The 16,782-nt window shown below is 71.4% G+C and carries 13 protein-coding genes; 8 read left to right on the top strand and 5 right to left on the bottom strand.

Annotated features, from left to right (window positions below; all coding sequences use genetic code 11):
- Nucleotides 1-26 precede the first annotated feature (26 nt).
- From FXF51_RS47920 to FXF51_RS47935, 4 genes are all read left to right on the top strand, one after another.
- The gene (locus FXF51_RS47920; protein WP_148441494.1) at nucleotides 27-602 is read left to right on the top strand and encodes an NADPH-dependent FMN reductase; all 576 of its coding nucleotides are present in this window, start codon (nucleotides 27-29) and stop codon (nucleotides 600-602) included.
- Between the two features lie 16 nt (nucleotides 603-618).
- On the top strand, nucleotides 619-1,587 hold the full coding sequence (locus tag FXF51_RS47925; RefSeq protein WP_148441495.1) for an ATP-binding cassette domain-containing protein: 969 nt from the start codon (nucleotides 619-621) through the stop codon (nucleotides 1,585-1,587).
- Entirely contained in the window at nucleotides 1,584-2,414 is an 831-nt protein-coding gene (locus tag FXF51_RS47930) for an ABC transporter permease (protein WP_262380329.1), read from the top strand. Before FXF51_RS47925 ends, FXF51_RS47930 begins: the two co-directional genes overlap by 4 nt.
- 254 nt (nucleotides 2,415-2,668) lie before the next feature.
- Nucleotides 2,669-4,195, top strand: a complete 1,527-nt coding sequence (locus FXF51_RS47935) for an RICIN domain-containing protein (RefSeq protein WP_148441496.1) — start codon at nucleotides 2,669-2,671, stop codon at nucleotides 4,193-4,195.
- 6 nt (nucleotides 4,196-4,201) lie between these two features.
- Here FXF51_RS47935 and FXF51_RS47940 read toward each other — a convergent pair whose 3' ends face one another.
- Nucleotides 4,202-4,453 (bottom strand): hypothetical protein, encoded by a 252-nt coding sequence (locus tag FXF51_RS47940; RefSeq protein ID WP_148441497.1) that lies wholly within the window; start codon nucleotides 4,451-4,453, stop codon nucleotides 4,202-4,204.
- A 659-nt stretch (nucleotides 4,454-5,112) separates the two neighbouring features.
- Between FXF51_RS47940 and FXF51_RS47945 the strand changes: the two genes are divergently transcribed.
- Entirely contained in the window at nucleotides 5,113-5,886 is a 774-nt protein-coding gene (locus FXF51_RS47945; protein ID WP_148441498.1) for a hypothetical protein, read from the top strand.
- A gap of 20 nt (nucleotides 5,887-5,906) precedes the next feature.
- Here the strand turns inward: FXF51_RS47945 and FXF51_RS47950 are convergent, their stop codons facing one another.
- From FXF51_RS47950 to FXF51_RS47960, 3 genes are all read right to left on the bottom strand, one after another.
- Complete coding sequence (locus FXF51_RS47950) at nucleotides 5,907-9,374, bottom strand: ATP-binding protein (RefSeq protein ID WP_148441499.1); 3,468 nt, start codon at nucleotides 9,372-9,374, stop codon at nucleotides 5,907-5,909.
- A gap of 150 nt (nucleotides 9,375-9,524) precedes the next feature.
- On the bottom strand, nucleotides 9,525-10,523 hold the full coding sequence (locus FXF51_RS47955; RefSeq protein WP_148441500.1) for a hypothetical protein: 999 nt from the start codon (nucleotides 10,521-10,523) through the stop codon (nucleotides 9,525-9,527).
- A gap of 82 nt (nucleotides 10,524-10,605) precedes the next feature.
- A complete protein-coding gene (locus tag FXF51_RS47960) occupies nucleotides 10,606-11,802 on the bottom strand; it encodes a cytochrome P450 (protein ID WP_148441501.1) in 1,197 nt (398 codons plus the stop codon).
- A 189-nt stretch (nucleotides 11,803-11,991) separates the two neighbouring features.
- Here FXF51_RS47960 and FXF51_RS47965 point away from each other — a divergent pair, with 189 nt between their 5' ends.
- Nucleotides 11,992-13,506: an FAD-dependent monooxygenase gene (locus FXF51_RS47965; RefSeq protein ID WP_148441502.1), complete on the top strand. Its 1,515-nt coding sequence runs from the start codon at nucleotides 11,992-11,994 to the stop codon at nucleotides 13,504-13,506.
- A gap of 77 nt (nucleotides 13,507-13,583) precedes the next feature.
- Here FXF51_RS47965 and FXF51_RS47970 read toward each other — a convergent pair whose 3' ends face one another.
- Nucleotides 13,584-15,032 carry an MFS transporter gene (locus FXF51_RS47970; protein ID WP_148441503.1) on the bottom strand — a complete coding sequence of 483 codons (1,449 nt, stop codon included), beginning with the start codon at nucleotides 15,030-15,032 and terminating at the stop codon, nucleotides 13,584-13,586.
- A gap of 105 nt (nucleotides 15,033-15,137) precedes the next feature.
- Here FXF51_RS47970 and FXF51_RS47975 point away from each other — a divergent pair, with 105 nt between their 5' ends.
- Together FXF51_RS47975 and FXF51_RS47980 are read left to right on the top strand one after the other, a co-directional pair.
- Nucleotides 15,138-15,803 (top strand): TetR/AcrR family transcriptional regulator, encoded by a 666-nt coding sequence (locus FXF51_RS47975; RefSeq protein ID WP_148441504.1) that lies wholly within the window; start codon nucleotides 15,138-15,140, stop codon nucleotides 15,801-15,803.
- Between the two features lie 4 nt (nucleotides 15,804-15,807).
- A complete protein-coding gene (locus FXF51_RS47980) occupies nucleotides 15,808-16,761 on the top strand; it encodes an NAD-dependent epimerase/dehydratase family protein (RefSeq protein ID WP_148441505.1) in 954 nt (317 codons plus the stop codon).
- The last annotated feature ends 21 nt before the right edge of the window (nucleotides 16,762-16,782 follow it).

Below are 16,782 nucleotides of genomic sequence, written 5' to 3' on the forward strand. Positions count from 1 at the left end.
CCTCCTCCATGAGAGGGGGTGACACCATGACGGCCGACGAACCGCTCAACGTCACGGTGATCATCGGCAGCACCCGGGAGGGCCGCGTCTGCGACACGGTCGGCACCTGGATCGCCGAGCGGGCGCGGCTGCGCGACGACCTCGCCGTCGAGGTGCTCGACCTGGCCGCGTACGCCTTCCCGTCCTGCTACCCGGAGCGGGCCACGCCGGCCATGCGGCACTTCACCGCCACGGTCTCCGGCGCGGACGCGTTCGTCGTGGTGACCCCCGAGTACAACCGCAGCTTCCCCGCCTCGCTCAAGCAGGCGATCGACTTCGCCTACGACGAGTGGCAGGCCAAGCCGGTCGGCGTCGTCGCCTACGGCTCAGGCTCGTGCGGCCACCACACCGTCGAGCAGCTCCGCACCGTCTTCACCGCCCTGCACGCCGTGACCATGCGCGACTGGGTGGGGCTCGACCTGCTGAGCGCCGGCATCGGCGAACGCTGCCGCCCCCTCGACACCGACGACCGCCTGCGCGCCGTCGCCGCCATGCTCGACCAGCTCGCCTGGTGGGGCCGCGCGCTGCGCGAGGGGCGGCGCGCCCAGCCTTACGTCTCGTGAAGTGAAGGGATCACTCATGCCAGAACTGGCCATCCAGACCGCAGGCCTGATCAAGGTCTTCGGCGACACGCGCGCCGTGGACGGCCTCGACCTGTCCGTGCCGGCCGGCGCCGTCTACGGCGTGCTCGGGCCCAACGGCGCGGGCAAGACGACCGCCGTCCGCATGCTCGCCACGCTGCTGCGGCCCGACGGCGGCGAGGCGACCGTGTTCGGGCACGACGTGGTGCGCGAGGCCGACGCCGTGCGCTCCCGCGTCAGCCTGACCGGCCAGTACGCCTCCGTGGACGAGGAGATGACCGGCTCCGAGAACCTGATCCTGCTGGCCCGCCTCCTCGGCCACCGCAAACCCGCCGCCCGGCAGCGGGCGGCGGAGCTGCTGGAGGCGTTCGGGCTGACGGAGGCGGCGGGGCGGCAGGTCAAGACGTACTCGGGGGGCATGCGGCGGCGCATCGACATCGCGGCCAGCATCCTTAACACCCCTGACCTGCTCTTCCTCGACGAGCCCACCACCGGCCTGGACCCGCGCAGCCGCAACCAGGTCTGGGACATCGTCCGCATCGTCGTCGCCCACGGCACCACCGTCCTGCTGACCACCCAGTACCTGGAGGAGGCCGACCGGCTCGCGCAGCGCATCGCCGTCATCGACCACGGCAGGGTCATCGCCGAGGGCACGCCCGGCGAGCTGAAGTCGTCGGTCGGCTCCGGCTCGATCCACGTCCGGCTCCGCGACGCCGCCGACCGTCCGGAGGCCTCGCGGTTGCTCACCGAGGAGCTGGACACGCTCGTCTACCTGGAGGCGGATCCGGTGGCGCTGACCGCTCGCGTCAACGGGTCCGGCGACGAGGCCGCGCAGGCGGCCCGCGCGCTGGGCCGGCTCGCCGCCGCAGGCGTCGTCGTCGACGACTTCTCCCTCGGCCAGCCCAGCCTGGACGAGGTCTTCCTCGCCCTCACCGACCACCCCGCCACCACTGAGGAGGCAGCGTGACCACCACCACCGACTACGTTCCCGCCACCGAGACCCTGGCCACGGTCCTGGCGCCCGCCACCCGGCCGCCCCGGCCCAGCGCCTGGTCGGCGTCGATGACGTTCGGCTGGCGGGCCATGCTGAAGATCAAGCACGTGCCCGAGCAGCTCTTCGACGTCACCGCGTTCCCGATCATGATGACGCTGATGTTCACGTACCTCTTCGGCGGCGCACTCGCCGGCTCGCCCACCGAGTACCTGCAGTTCCTGCTGCCGGGCATCATGGTGACGAGCGTCGTGATGATCACCATGTACACCGGCGTGGAGGTCAACAAGGACATCGAGAAGGGCGTCTTCGACCGTTTCCGCACCCTGCCCATCTGGCGCCCGTCCACCATGGTCGGCTACCTGCTCGGCGACGTCCTGCGCTACTTCATGGCCTCCACCGTCATCCTGCTGATCGGGCTGCTGCTCGGCTTCCGCCCCCAGGGCGGCTTCGCCGGGGTGACGCTCGGGATCGCGCTGCTGCTGGTGTTCTCGTTCGCGTTCTCGTGGGTGTGGACGATGTTCGGGCTGCTGATGCGCAACGAGAAGTCCGTGATGGGCGTCAGCATGCTCGTGATGATGCCGCTGACCTTCCTGAGCAACGTGTACGTGGACCCGTCCACCATGCCGGGCTGGCTCCAGGTCTTCGTGAACGCCAGCCCGATCTCGCATCTGGTCAGCTCGGTGCGGTCGTTGATGGGCGGGGCGCCGGACATGGGGGAGATCACCTGGGTGCTGGGGTCGTCCGTGGTGCTGGTGGTGGTGTTCGGGACGTTGACGATGCGGCTGTACAACCGGAAGTGACGAGGTGACTCAGTACTGGGGCTCGGACAGTTCTCCTGCCGCCAGGCGGTCGAGCTGATCGATGGCCCTCTTCAGGGAGGAGTCACCGAAGCTGTAGCTGAGGCCAACGGCGGCGACGACCCACCGCCTGCAATGGGGGCGCCCGTCGTCCATAACACCGATTTTGCCTGCTCTTCCCCGAATTCGCGGACGACTTCACCCCTTCCTTATCGGCCACGCATCGTTATCATTGGGCCACTCAGAGTGGAGGCCGGATGCGGGCGCACGTACGCGAACTGACCCTGGAGATCGGCGTGATCGGAGGGCTGAGCGCGCTCCTGTCCGTCGCCGCCGGCATCTCCGTCAACTTCGCCACCGACGGCCAGCCCGAGCTCAACCCCGCCCACATCCCGCCGGCCGTGCTCTTCTCCTGCCTGGCCTCCGCGGTGCCCCTGATCCGGGCGCGCTGGGCCGCCCGTACGGAGCGCACGACCGACCCGTACACCGCCCAGGACCTCGCCGGATACAAACGGCTGCTCAAGAAGCTGCGCCAGGAGAAGGGCACGCCGTCCTTCGCCGAGCTGGAGCGGCGCGCCGCCGAGCGCGGGCTCGACATCGGGCGGGCCGGCCTGGAGAAGGTCACCAAGCAGGCGCTGCGCTGGCTCGACGACGCCGAGCACGCCGAGCCGATCATCCGCGCCTTCCTCGCCGTCCACCAGGTGCCGGACGACACCGCCGGCACCTGGCTGGCGGCCTACCGGCGGCTGGTCGATCCCGCGCCGCCGCCGGAGCGCAGGCGTCGCGTCAGGCCGGCCGTCCTGGTGGCGGTGCCGGTCGTGTGCGCGACCGTCGCCTCACTGGGATACGTGTCGTACGCGGAAGCCCGCATCCGAGGCTCGCTGTACCGTCCTCACATGGCCGTCCTCTCCCGGCACGCCCCCGGCAGGTACCTGGCCGTGACCAGCTCGGAGAGCTCTCCGCCGCGCGCCAGGCTCGGCCCGTCGACCATCAGCAAGAGCCCCGTCGCGCCCTACCGGTGGGATTTCGTGCCCGCCAAGCACGACGGCTCGTACCACTTCCAGATCCGCAACCGCCAGACCCGGCGCTGCCTGACCCCCGAGGCCCGCACCCTCACCGAGGGCGGCTACATCACCGACGCCGCCTGCGACGGCTCCGCCGAGCAGCTCTGGCGGGTGAGCGATCACGGGGTAAGCAGTGACAGGGCCATCGCGCAGGGCGGCATGTGCGTCGAGCCCAACCTGGGCTCCACCGACGCGGGCGCGCCGCTGGTTCTGCGGTCCTGCGTCCCCGGCAAGACCGCGCAGCGCTGGCTGATCACCGACCGCATGCCCGCCGGGCTCGGCAGCTCGATGGCCAGCGCACAGAACGGCGTCTGCCTGGACGCCGCGGCCGGCATGGCGGACCTGGTCACCTGGGGCTGCCACGGCCGGGCCAACCAGTCCTTCACCTACCGGCGCGACGCCCGGGGCGACTACGAGATGAAGATCATGGACACCTGCCTGGGCGTGTCCGCGCCTCGGCGGCGGCCCGTACGCGAGACCTGCACCGGCGGCCCCGGCCAGCTCTGGCGCCTCACCTACCGCTCGCCGCTCAACGACTGGCTCTACTGGGAGGTCAGGCACGTCGCCAGCGACCTCTGCCTCCAGTTGGAGCCCGACCTGGCCACGCTGTCCATGAACGCCTGCGACCGGTCGAACGTCCAGCAGTGGCGCACCCCCGAGTGGCTGCGGCCGCCGGACACACCTGTCCACCCGGCCGCCGGCCTGCGCAACCCGCACTGAGTGGCGTCAGTTCACGTACGCCCACAGGTCGTAGGTGTAGTAGCCCGGGTAGGTCTGCGGGTAGTGAGTGCTGCACCACCACGTCTGCCAGCGCCCGGTCTGGACGCCCGACTGGCCGAAGGAAATGCAGACGTCATAGGGCAGAGTGCTGTAGACCATCTGCAGCTCGGACGCGGCTTGCGCCGGGGGGCTCGTGGCCAGGACGGGTGCCAGGGCGGTGACCGTGAGCAAGGCTAGGGCGGTGAGTTTGCGTCGCACCAGTTCTCCCCTCGTGAAGGGCCGGATGGCGGTGGGATGCGATCACCGTGCATTGGACGATGGGGGTCAAGGCCGCTGCAATATCGACCTTGTCGTGACTGCGGTGACCAGCGCGGATGCCGCCGAGGGCGTGAAAGGTTCATTTCGGAGCCGGGCTGTCCGTCGGACGTCGGTTCGCGAGTGCCCCCGCTGGTGAGGGCCAGGCACACACTCTCGCGTATGACTGGCCCTCATTTGTGGTAACGACTAGCCTGCTGTTGTCTTGTAGACCGCGAGCACCAGCGAGCTCGCCAGTGCGAGTGTGATCAACAGGACACAGAGGTGGGCGGTGCGGCTCCTACTTCCCAGTGCGGTCCGCACCGTCCGCCCGACTTCTTTCGCGACCAGCTTCCGCCAGTCAGCCTCCTCTTCCGGCATCGAATTGCCCTTTCGATCGGGAACTGCGTGCCACGGTAGAGGTAGATCACCATGCATGCCAGCGTCGACTTTCGGCTGCGAAGTAGAGCCTGCATACTCTTGGATGGCGATTTTTCGCCTTCAGGTGTATAAAGCAGTGCCTCTCCGCACGCCTGGTGTTCAAATTCGACATGTGCAAGGGTGAACCCTTTTTGGTTGATGCGTATGCTGACCACCGGACATGACCGGCGAGAGGATCAGTCGTGATCAAAACAGACGACATCGAGCAGTGCCGTGAACGCGTCTTCGCCGCCCGAAACGCCTCCGACCTGCCCCTGGAGTGCAGGGATGCCCTTGCTGCGGCAAGTGACATGCGGGTGCACTGCCTCGAGATCTATCGGGACGCTTTCCCGATTGCTCTGCGATTTTATAGGTTTGTCGCATTTCAGGAAGTAAAGAAACGCCTCAAAGTTCCATACCTGGATCGAAACGGCAACGACTGCGTGCGGACGGTGAACACGCACGAGACGGTCGAGGTCGTCCTGGCCGACCTGTGGGAAGTTCAGGGGTTTTGCGCAGATATTGCAGAGATGTCCGGAACGTGGGTCTATACAGACGCCGGCGCGGCATCTTCGGCCCTGACCTATTTTCTCATGCTGCACCTGGGGATGAAGCCCGAGAAGACCGCGGACGGCACAAAGGCGAGCGTTCTTGAGTTGTTGGCGGAACTCATCTCCTCAATGGGGGTGACATCGGCCGAAGTAGTTCCAGAAGCCCCGTTGGATGATCTGGAAACGAACGCCGTGAATCGCAAGGCGTTGATCGTACGGACACTCGAGGCGAAAGAGTCCGGCGCCGGCATTGAGACGAGAAAGCAACTCGCGGTGGACCTCTACTTCTCGGGCGAGGAGAACATCCGCCACATCAGCCGGCTCACAGGGCTGGCCCGAGGCACCGTCTACAAGGCATTACAGAGCGCGGGCCTCATCTCCAGACGAGCCGCCCCGGACGCGGAGAACTCCCGCACCAAGCCCTGAGAGCAAGCTGGACCACCGCGTCACAGGCGCCAGGCGATCGGGTCCCGGGGCCGGTAGCGGCAGGTGGAGCCGGTCGAGACGGCGGCGCGCAGGTGGGCGGCCAGCTCGGGGTGGGCGTGGTCGAGCTTGCGTAGCGTGTCGCGGATGCGGGCCGTCACGGTCTTGCGGGCGCGTTCCGCCTCGTCGCCCAGCCGCCGCGTACGCCCGCCCAGCCCGGCCGCGGCACGCAGCTCGGCCAGCAGCGCGGCCCGCTCCCTGTCGAGCTCCGCCGCCCGGTCGTCGTCACCCAGCCCGGCGGCGCGGTCGATCTCCTCGTCCAGCAGGACCAGGCGGCGGCGGTACCGGGACCTGGCCTCCTCGTCGAGCACCTCGTCGCCGCCCATGCGCCGGGCCGCCACGACGATCTCGCCGCCCTCGGGGGCCAGCAGCGTCACGGCGGGCACGTCGTCGCCTGGGCGGCTCAGCAGGATGTGCAGGTCGCGCAGGCCTTTGGCGTCGGGCATGTGCGCCGAACGGCCGGCGAACGCCAGTGCCCAGACCGCGCCGTCACGCCGGAACTCACCAGACGTCTCCGGCGCGGGCGAGGCTTCTTCGTGATCGCCGGACGGTGCCGCCTGCTCGTCTCCGGGCGCCCCCGTCCGTGCCTGCCCGAAAGCCCCCTCGCCCGGCGGCGTGAGGCGTACGTGCTCCAGCGCCTGCCGCATCCCCAGCTCCTCCGCCTCCCGCCACGCTCCCTCCAGCAACGCGTCGGCGGCCCGCGCGTCACCGGGCGCGGCGCGGCCGAGCAGCGCCTCGGCCAGGTGGGCGCGGGCGAGCACGGACCACGGCCGCGCCCGCATGGCATCAGCCGCCTGGTACGCGGCGGTGAGCTCCTCGACGGCCTCCGCCCAGCGCCCCCGCGCGGCGTCCACGCGGCCGAGCCACAGATCGTAGGGGCCGCTGATCTCCCACCCGAACAGGGACACCACCCACTGCCCCCTGAGCGGCGCCAGCCGGGCCCGCGCACTGGCGCACAGCTCAGGGTCCTGGGTGACGGCGGCGAGCTCGGCCTGCAAGCGCAGCCAGATCGGCTGGATCATGCGATCATCCGGCTCCTCGTCGTCGAGCCGTCGCGACGCGGTGCCGACGTCGCCCGACTGCAGCGCCGTCAGCGCCTCCAGCAGCGGCACGCAGGGATGGCCCGAGCCTCTGAGCTCCCGCAGCAGCCGTTCCTGCCCGTCGGTGCTGCCGCGTAAGGCCATCAGCGCCCACCGGTGGTGCTTCAGCATGAACGCGAAGTGCTCGTGCCTGGCCTCCGTGTGGACGGACTCCAGCAGTGACTCGGCCTCGGCGAAGCGGCCTTCGAGGCCGGCGATGATGCTCGCGTCGACGTTCGTGGACATCACGAGATGCGGACGTTCGCTGCGCCTGCCCCGGGCGGCGTAGGCGTGGAATTCGTCGAGGTAGCGGGGATCACCCTGCTCGATCATGGCCACCCAGCGCAGGGCGCTGGCGAAGTGTTCGAGGTCGGGGTCGGCGGTGCGGACGGCCACGGCGATCAGCTCACCCATCAGCGCCACCCGCTCGGCCGCCGTGCCCGGCCCCCAGATGATGTCGTGGTGCGCCCACAGGCTGAACGCCAGCGCGTCGTCGTCACCGCCCTGCCTGGCCCGCGTCGCCAGATGCAGGACCAGCGCCGTGGCGAGCCCTTCGTCGGGCACCGCCGGGCCGCCGGCCAGCCTGCGGTGGGCGTCCCTGAGCAGGTCGAGCGCCTGGTCGCGGCCGTAGTGGCTGTGGAAGACCAGCGCGACGCGGGCGGGCAGCTCTGGGTCGTCGGTGTCGCGGGCGATGGCCGCCGCCTCCTCGAACAGCCGCCTGGCCTCCTCGCGCTCGCCGTCGTGGTGCAGCTCCCTGCCCAGGTCCAGCGCGATCAGGCCGCGCCGGTGCGGGCTCGCGGCGGCGCTCAGCTCGTACGCCCTGCGCAGGTGAGCGATCTGCTCCTCAGCCGCGAGCCGCCCCCTGGCCTCGCGGGCCGCGTCGAGCAGCAGGCCGATCGCGCGCTCCGGGTCGAGCCGGTCGCCGGCGAGGTAGGCATGCCTGGCAAGGTCGCTCGGCGGCAGCCGGCCCGCCAGCGTCGGAGAGCTCTCCACAGCGGCGACCACGGCGGCGTGGCGGCCCCGCGGGTCGTCGAGCGAGTCGTAGAGCGTCTCCCGCACCAGGTCGTGCGCGAACGCGAACACGCCGCCGCCCTTCGTCACCACGAGCTTGGCCACCACGGCCAGCTCCAGCAGCCGATCGACGTGCGCCACCGGAGCCCCGATGGCGGCGGCCAGCACCTGGCGGTGGAACTCCCGCCCCAGCACCGCCGCGGCCGGCAGCAGCTCCGACACCTGGCGCGGCAGCAGGGACAGCCGCCGCAGCAGCGCGTCGCGGATGCCGGGCGCGACGGCGCTGGCCGACCCGCCGCTGCGCCACAAGCGGGAGGTCTGCTCGACGAAGAACGGGTTGCCGCCCGTCCGCAGATGGACCTCCTCCACCAGCTCGGACGGCGGGTCGTGGCCTGCGGTACGGGCCATGAGCGCGGCGACGCCCGGCCGGTCGAGGCCGGTGAGGGTGATCGTGGTGGCCTTGGCCACGAGCGGCGACAGCAGGTCGCGCAGCGGATGGTCGACCGGCTCCACCTCGGCGTCGCGATAGGTGCCGATCAGCAGCAGCCGCTCGAACCAGGTCTGCCGCGCCGCGAACTCCAGCAGGCGTAGCGAGGCCGGGTCGGCGGCGTGCAGGTCGTCGATGACGACGAGGACCGGGCGGCGTTGGGAGATCGCCACCAGGGCGGAGGTTACGGCGTCGAAGAGCTGGAAGGCGTCGGTGGAGCGTTCGGCGGACGCGTCAAAGAGACGGCGGGCGTCGGTGGAGCGTTCGGCGGACGCGTCAAAGAGACGGCGGGCGTCGGTGGAGCGTTCGGCGGACGCGTCAAAGAGACGGCGGGCGTCGGTGGAGCGTTCGGCGGACGCGTCATGGAGTCGGCGGGTGTCGGCGGACGCGTTGGGGTGCTGGCGGCCGTCGGCGGACGCGTCGAGGTGCTGGCGGCCGTCGGCGGACGTGTTGGGGTGCTGACGGGCGTCGGCTGACGCGTCGAGGTGCTGGCGGGCGTCGGCGGATGCGCGGGTCTCGCCCAGCAGGGTCGCCAGGCCGCCGCCCGCCGCTTCCTCGGCCGCCGCCCACTCCTCCGGCTCGGCCGCGCGCCGCACCGCCCTGATGACTTGCACCCACGGCCAGTAACCCGGGGCGCCGCCGGAATCCCAGCACGCGCCGCCCACCACCAGCACGCCGCACCGCCTGGCCTCGCCTGCCGCGCTGGTGACGAGCGTGGTCTTGCCGATGCCCGCCTCGCCGGTGACCAGCACCAGGCCGCCGTGGCTGTCGATGAGCCGGGTGAGCTCGGCACGCAGCAGCGCGGCGGGATGTTCCCGGCCGATCAGGTCGTGAGCCGCGGCTTCGGTAGACATGACGCTTGCACGCTATCCGCCCGGGCCGACACTTTCCCAGCGCGGCGGGAGAGCATCGGCCGGAGCGCCGCGGGCCCGTGGCGGGAAGGGGGCCGCCCGGGTGGATGCGATCGCGGCGAGAAGGGGCCGCCGCATGGGCGGAGGCAGACGTCAGCGGGGCTTGATGCGCAGCTTCCATTTCGTGATCTGCTCGGCGGCCCGCTGCCGGTCCACCTTGGCCTCCATCCGCCCCTGCGAGGCGAGCCGCCGATCGCTGGCGCTGGCCGTCCGGTCGCGGGCGCTGGCGTTCCGGTCGTTCGCGCTGGAGCGCCGGTCGGCGGCGTCGCCGCGCTGGTCCAGCGCGTTCTGGCGCTCCGCCTTCAGCCGGTCGGAGCGCATCGCGACCAGTTCGACGCGCAGGGCGGCACGGTCCATCCGGTTGCGTTCCCGGTCGGCGGCCGCCAGCGTTCTGGCCTCGGACAGCAGCCGCCACTCCTCGCGGACGGCGGGTGCCGCGTCGCGGAGCGCGGCCTGGCGGAGTGCGGCGGCCTCGTCGCGGTCCTCGGCGGCACGATCGCGGCATTCCGCCGCCCACAGCAGGTCGTGCAGGCGGCGGTCGCGCAGGTCTTCGACTTCCCGCAACTGCTCCAGGTGCCGTTGGCGCAGGTGGGCTGCCTCGTCGCGGGCGTCAGCCAGGTCGTCGCGGTGCCGCGCGGCCTGGTCCCGCTCCTCGGCGGCGCGGTCGCGCGCCCTGCCCGCGGCGTCCCTCCGCTCGGCGCTGGTGTCGAGCGTGCCGATCTCCCGCGTCACGGACGGCTCGGCCTCCGGCGTTCCGGCCCGCTCGTCGTGCGCGTGAGATCGGTCCTCCGGCGTTCCAGCCTGCTCGTCGTGCGCGCGGGATCGGCCGTTCCGGCTGTCGGGCCGCTCTTCGTGCGTGTCGGGCCGCTCGTCCCAGGGCTGCTCGTCCCGGTCGTCGGGCCGCTCGTCCCAGGACTGCTCGTCCCGGTCGTCGGGCCGCTCGTCCCAGGGCTGCTCGTCCCGGTCGTCGGGCCGCTCGTCCCAGGGCTGCTCGCCCCGCGCGTCGGGCTGTTCGCCCTCCCCCGCGTCAGGCTGCTGCTCGCCATCCCACGTCTCAGGCTGCTCGTCCCGCTGAACGTCCTCGCCCGCCATCGCCGTCTCCACTGCTGACCGTCTCTAACCTCCAGTGTGCTCCTAACCTGCGGGCGACGGCTGACACTTCCTGGTTACGGAGCTACCAGGTCACCTCCAGGGAGCTGAGCCCGTACACGACGGAGGACGAGCGGAATCGCGGTTCGGTGTCCGTGACGCGCAGGTTCGGGAAGCGACTGAGCAGGGCGGGGAAGGCGATCCGCAGCTCCATGCGGGCCAGCGGAGCGCCCAGGCAATGGTGGACGCCGTGGCCGAAGGCGAGGTGGCCGGGTGCGCCGCGGTTGAGGTCGAAGGCGTCCGCGTCCGGCAGGAACGACGGGTCGCGGTTGGCGGCGGGCAGGGTGACGAGCACCTGGTCGCCCTGCTGGATCCGCTGGCCGCCCACCTCGGTGTCGACGGTCGCGACCTTGGTGGTGCCCGAGTTGACGATGCTGAGCCAGCGCAGCAGCTCCTCCACGGTGGCGTCGATCCGCTCCGGCTCCTTGCGCAGCAGGTCGAGCTGCTCGGGGTGGCGCAGGAGGGCGAGCGTGCCGAGGGAGAGCATGTTGGAGGTGGTCTCGTGCCCGGCGAACAGCAGCAGGCCGCCGATCCCGACCAGCTCGTCGGTGGACAGGTCGTCGCCGTGCTCGCGCACGAGCATGCCGAGGAGTTCCTCGCCCGGGTCGGCCTGGATGCGGGCGATCAGGCCCTCCATGTACGCGCGCTGCTCGAACTGCAGCATCATGCGCTGCTCGCCCGGCAGGGTCATGTCGAGCATCCTGGCGGTGCGCTGCTGGAAGCCCTCGCGGTCCTCGTACGGGACCCCGAGCAGCTCGCAGATCACCAGCGACGGGATCGGCAGCGCGAACGTCGGCACCAGGTCGGCGGGTGCGCCCGTGGCCTCCAGCGCGTCCAGGTGCTCCTCGACGATGCGGCGGATCCTGGGCTCCAGCCGGTTGATCCGGCGGATCGTGAACTCCGGCGTGAGCATCCTGCGCAGCCGCGTGTGCTCGGGCGGGTCCACGCCCAGCAGGTTGCCCGCGCGTACCTTGGCGAGCTGCTCCTCCGTCATGGGCGGCGCGCCGGGCAGCCGGGCGATGTTCTGCTGGGCGATCCTGAACCGCTCGGCGTCGCCGAGCACTTCGCGGACGTCGGCGTGGCGCGTGACCAGCCAGGCCTCCGTGCCGAACGCCGTCGTGACCCGTTTGACCCGATCCTCGTCCCGCGCGGCCGCCAGCTCCGGTGCCGGATGGAACTCCACCCGCCGCATGTGCAACGGCATCGTCGAGGTCTCGCTCATATGCAGCCCCTGGGTGATCGTCAATTTTCTGTAGCACGGTACTGATGCTTGCGACCGTTCACTAGTTGCGATTTTCAATCGTTGTGAGCTCGTACCACGGCCATGACCGCAGGCGTGTGCGGGCTTCCTTGACGCGGGCGCGACAGGCCGAGGACTATTTCTGCGTTCATCTGGACGAATAGGACTTCCATGGATCTGGTAAGGCAAGTTCCCGACTCCGTGCCCGTGCTGATCGCCGGAGGCGGGCCCGTCGGCCTGGCGACCGCCGTGGAGCTGGCCCACCACGGCGTGCGCTGCCTGGTGGTGGAACCGCGGGAGACGGTGTCGTGGCTGCGGCCACGCGCGAAGACCACCTCGGCCCGCTCGATGGAGCTGCTGCGCAGGTGGGGGCTGGCGGAGACGGTCCGCTCACGGGCGCCGCTGGCGGTGTCGTGGTCGGACGAGGCGGTGTTCGTCACCGGGCTGCTGGGCCGCGAGATCACTCGCATCGGCGGCTGCTTCGGCCTCGACCTGGTCGGCTCCGACCTGGCGGCCGAGCCCGGCCAGCAGGTGCCGCAGCCGCTGGTGGAGGAGGTGCTGCGGGAGGCCGTCGGCGACGCGCTGCTGACCGGCTGGCAGGTGGCCGGCCTGCAGGAGGACTCCGACGGGGTCACCGTGCGCATCACGTCCGGCGACCAGGAGCGCGAGGTACGCGCCCAGTACGTCGTCGGCTGCGACGGCCCGCGCAGCGTGACCAGGGCCGCCATCGGCTCCCGCTACGAGGGCCGCCAGGACGCGCGCCCCAACTTCAACATCGTCTTCCGCGCCCCCGGCCTGGCAGAACGCATGCCGCACGGGCCCGCCGTGCACTACTGGGTGCTGAACCCGGCCCAGCCCGGCATGCTCGGCCGCCTCGACCTGAAGGACACCTGGTGGTGCATCGCCCAGGGCGTACGGGCGGAGGACGCCGACCCCGTGCGCCTGGTGCGCAACCTCGCGGGCGAGGACATCGAGGTGGAGGTCCTCGCCACCGACCCCTGGACGGCGCGGATGCTGCTGGCGGACCGGTACGCGAGCGACCGCGTCTTCCTGGCGGGCGACGCGGCCCACCAGAACCCGCCCTACGGAGGTCACGGTTTCAACACGGGCATAGGCGACGCGGTCAACATCGGCTGGAAGCTGGCCGCCGTGCTGCTCGGGTGGGCTCCGGCGGGGCTGCTGCGCACGTACGAGAGCGAGCGCAGGCCCATCGCCGCCGACACCATCGAGGCCGCCGCGAGCAACATGGCGACGCTCGCGCCCGAGCTGGCGGATCCGGCGCTGATGGGGGCCGAGGAGGAGTTCGAGAAGGTGCGGCCGGCGGTGGCCGAGGCGGTGCTGCGGACCAAGGACAGCGAGTTCCACAGCCTGGACCTGGTGCTGGGGTACACCTACGCCGGGTCCTCGATCGTCTCGTCAGGGGCCGGGGAGCGGCTGCCGCACCGGTGGCTGGCTCCTGGGGAGTCCCTGTACGACCGGCTGGGCCCCGGGTTCAGCCTGGTCGGGGATCAGCGGTCGCCCGGGGCCGCCGTGGTGGTGGCGGAGGCTCGGGAGCTGGGGGTGCCGTTGCGGGTGGTCGATCTGCCCGGGGAGCCGCCGGCGCTGGTCCGGCCCGATCAGCATGTGGCCTGGAGGGGCGGGGATCCGTCGGGGGCTCTGCGGATGGCCCTCGGTCACGGGCGCTGACGTCGGCGGAGCCATGGGGCTGTGCTGCTCACGGGCGCTGACGTCGTAGGGGCCGTAGGGCTGTGCTGGTCACAGCCCTACGGCTGAGCTACGGGGGCAGGCTGAGGGGTGGACGCGGTCCGGCGTGGGAGCAGGAAGCAGGCCAGCAGCGCCACCCCGAACAGCACCGCCCCGATGACCAGACTCGTCCGCGTGGCGGCGGCGAAGTCGCCGTCGGCGGCCAGCCGCCCGAAGAACGCCGTCCCCACGGTCGCGGGCCCGGCGGCCATGCCGAGCTGCACGACGGTGTTCACGGTCCCGGACGCGGCCCCGGCGTCGCCCGCCCCTGCCCCGGCCAGCGTGATCAGCATCAACGACGACGCCCCGAGCCCCAGCCCGGCCCCGTACAGCAGCACAGGGATGACGAGCTGCCAGGGCGTGAGGCCGGCGCCGAAGTGCGTCACGGCGAAGCTCATCGTGACGGCCCCGGCCAGCAGCAGCACCAGCCCGGCCATCGGCAGCCCGCGGCCCAGCCGGGGCGCCAGCGGCATGCCGACACCGTTCCCGGCGACGATCCCGACGGTCGCGGGCAGCATGGTCAGGGCCGTCTTGAGCGGCGAGTAGCCCAGCCCCTCCTGCAGATGCAGCGTCAGGACGAAGAACGCGCCCATCCCGCAGTAGAAGATCAGCATGACGAGCAGCCCGGCCGACATGCCCCGGTCACGGAACATGCCGATCCTGATCAGCGGCTCGCGCCCGTCCCGCTCCCGTCCGCGCTGCATCGCCACGAACCAGCCGAGCAGCGGCACGGCGGCGGCCATCAGCAGGAACGCCCAGACGGGCCAGCCCAGCTCCCGCCCCTGCACCAGCGGGTAGAGAACGGCGAGCAGGGCGGCGGCGAGCACCAGCACGCCCGGCACGTCGGTGCCGCCGCGTCCGGTGCGGACGCGTCCGGTGCGGTGGGGCGCCGGCATGACGAGGGCGGCGCCGACGACGGCGGCCAGCGCGATCGGCACGTTGATGAAGAAGATGGTCCGCCAGTGCCAGCCGAACAGGTCGGCCTGGGTGAGCAGCCCGCCCAGCAGCGGCCCGGCCAGCCCGCCGATGGGGAACGTCATCCCGTACAGCCCCATCGCCTTGCCCTGCTCGGACGCGGGGAACTCCGCGTGGACGAACGCCAGCACCTGCGGCACCATCAGCCCGGCGAACGCGCCCTGCGCGACCCGGGCGAGCAGCAGCACCGTGACGTCCGGCGCGAGCCCGGCGGCCAGCGAGGCGAGGCCGAACCCGGCCGTGCCCAGCACGAACAGTGCCCGGTGGCCGAACCGGTCGCCGAGCCTGCCGCCGGTGATCAGGGTGAGGGCGAAGGCCAGCGTGTAGCCGGTGGCGGTCCACTGCAGCGCGGACGGCGGTGCGTCGAGGTCGCGCTGGATGGCGGGCAGCGCGATGTTGACGATCTGGTTGTCGACCATGTCCATGAACACGGCCGTCAGCAGCAGGCCGAGCGCGGCCCAGCGGAGTCGGTAGGGCTCCGGTTCCGTTGACATGTCATCTCCTCGATTTGCCTTCTAGCGAGCAGTGTCATACGCAACCATGATTTAGTCAACCATCTACATAATTAACTCCAGCGGCCGGATGGCAGAATGCTGTTCATGACGACAGAGGACAAGGCGGCGAAGGCCCGGCGGCGGGCGCCGGCCCCGCACGAGCGGCAGCGCGACCCCGAGCGCACGAAGGCCCGCATCCTCGAGGCCGCCATCGAGGAGTTCTCCGCCAAGGGCGTCGCCGGCGCCCGGGTGTCCGAGATCGCCGCCCGGGCCGGCGTGAACCAGCAGCTCATCGCGTACTACTTCAACGGCAAGGAAGGGCTCTACCACGAGGTCGGCCGGCGCTGGCGGGCCCGCGAGGCCGAGGCGATCTCGGAGGACATGAGCTTCCCCGAGATGATCAAGCATTACGTCCGGATGGGCGCCGACCCCAGGCTCGGCGGGCGCCTGCTCGCCTGGGAGGGCCTCGCCTACACCGGTGAGGACAGCGAGGAGGACCGCGAGCGCGACGAGCGGCTGCGGCAGGAGGTGGAGCAGATCCGCGAGCGGCAGCGCGCGGGCGAGCTGGACGACCGCATCGACGCGGCCGCGCTGATTCTCATCGGGATGAGCGCGGGGAACGCGCTCGCGGTGTACCCGCAGCTCGCCCGGGGGCTGTTCGGGGCCGACGGCGGCTCGGCCGAGGTCGTCGAGCACTACGCGGAGCAGGTCGCCTATCTCGTCGGGCTGCTCGGCCGCCATTCGGGCGAGGCCTCGCCGGGTCTACGCTGAACGCATGCGGATTGTGGTGATTGGCGGCAGCGGGCACATCGGCACTTACCTCATCCCGCGCCTCATCGGCGCCGGGCACGAGGTCGTGAACGTGAGCAGGGGCAAGCGGGAGCCGTACACACCCCACGGGGCCTGGCAGCGGGTCACCACGGTCACCGCCGACCGCAAGGCCGAGGAGGCGGACGGCACGTTCGGGCGGCGGATCGCCGAGCTGGGCGGCGACGTGGTCATCGACCTCATCTGCTTCAAGGAGGACAGCGCCCGGGCGCTCGCCGACGCGCTCGCCGGGCGGGTGCGGCACTTCCTGCACTGCGGCACGATCTGGGTGCACGGCCCGAGCGCGCAGGTGCCGACGACGGAGGCCGCCAGACGCACGCCGTTCGGCGAGTACGGCGTCCAGAAGGCCGCCATCGAGGCGCATCTGCTCGATCGCGCCCACCGCGAGGGCTTCCCCGTCACGATCATCCATCCCGGGCACATCACCGGCCCTGGCTGGGTGCCGGTGAATCCGGCGGGGAACGTCAACCCGGAGGTGTTCCAGCAGCTCGCCGAGGGCAGCGAGGTCACGCTGCCCAACCTCGGCATGGAGACCGTGCAGCACGTGCACGCCGACGACGTCGCGCGGCTGTTCATGGACGCCCTGGCCAGCCCTTCGGCGGCCGTCGGGGAGAGCTTCCACTCCGTGGCCGTCACCGCCCTGACGCTGCGCGGGTTCGCGGAGGCGGTGGCGGGCTGGTTCGGGCGGGAGGCGCGGCTGGCGTTCCTGCCGTGGGAGGAGTGGCGGGGCACGGTCTCGGAGTCCGACGCCGACCTCACCTACGACCACATCCTGCACAGCCCGCACTGCAGCATGGAGAAGGCGGAGCGGCTGCTCGGGCACCGCCCCCGCCACACCTCGCTGGAGGCCGTCGCGGAGGCGGTCGACTGGCTGGTGCGGGCGGGGACCATCAAACCGTAGGCTCGGGCCCCCGCCGCCCTC

The organism is Nonomuraea sp. PA05 (assembly GCF_008086045.1).
Taxonomy (GTDB): domain Bacteria; phylum Actinomycetota; class Actinomycetes; order Streptosporangiales; family Streptosporangiaceae; genus Nonomuraea; species Nonomuraea monospora.

Coding starts and splice junctions, on each gene's coding strand:
- FXF51_RS47920 (WP_148441494.1), top strand. CDS start 27: ATGACGGCCGACGAACCGCTCAACGTCACGGTGATCATCGGCAGCACC.
- FXF51_RS47925 (WP_148441495.1), top strand. CDS start 619: ATGCCAGAACTGGCCATCCAGACCGCAGGCCTGATCAAGGTCTTCGGC.
- FXF51_RS47935 (WP_148441496.1), top strand. CDS start 2,669: ATGCGGGCGCACGTACGCGAACTGACCCTGGAGATCGGCGTGATCGGA.
- FXF51_RS47950 (WP_148441499.1), bottom strand. CDS start 9,374: ATGTCTACCGAAGCCGCGGCTCACGACCTGATCGGCCGGGAACATCCC.
- FXF51_RS47955 (WP_148441500.1), bottom strand. CDS start 10,523: ATGGCGGGCGAGGACGTTCAGCGGGACGAGCAGCCTGAGACGTGGGAT.
- FXF51_RS47960 (WP_148441501.1), bottom strand. CDS start 11,802: ATGAGCGAGACCTCGACGATGCCGTTGCACATGCGGCGGGTGGAGTTC.
- FXF51_RS47965 (WP_148441502.1), top strand. CDS start 11,992: ATGGATCTGGTAAGGCAAGTTCCCGACTCCGTGCCCGTGCTGATCGCC.
- FXF51_RS47970 (WP_148441503.1), bottom strand. CDS start 15,032: ATGTCAACGGAACCGGAGCCCTACCGACTCCGCTGGGCCGCGCTCGGC.
- FXF51_RS47975 (WP_148441504.1), top strand. CDS start 15,138: ATGACGACAGAGGACAAGGCGGCGAAGGCCCGGCGGCGGGCGCCGGCC.
- FXF51_RS47980 (WP_148441505.1), top strand. CDS start 15,808: ATGCGGATTGTGGTGATTGGCGGCAGCGGGCACATCGGCACTTACCTC.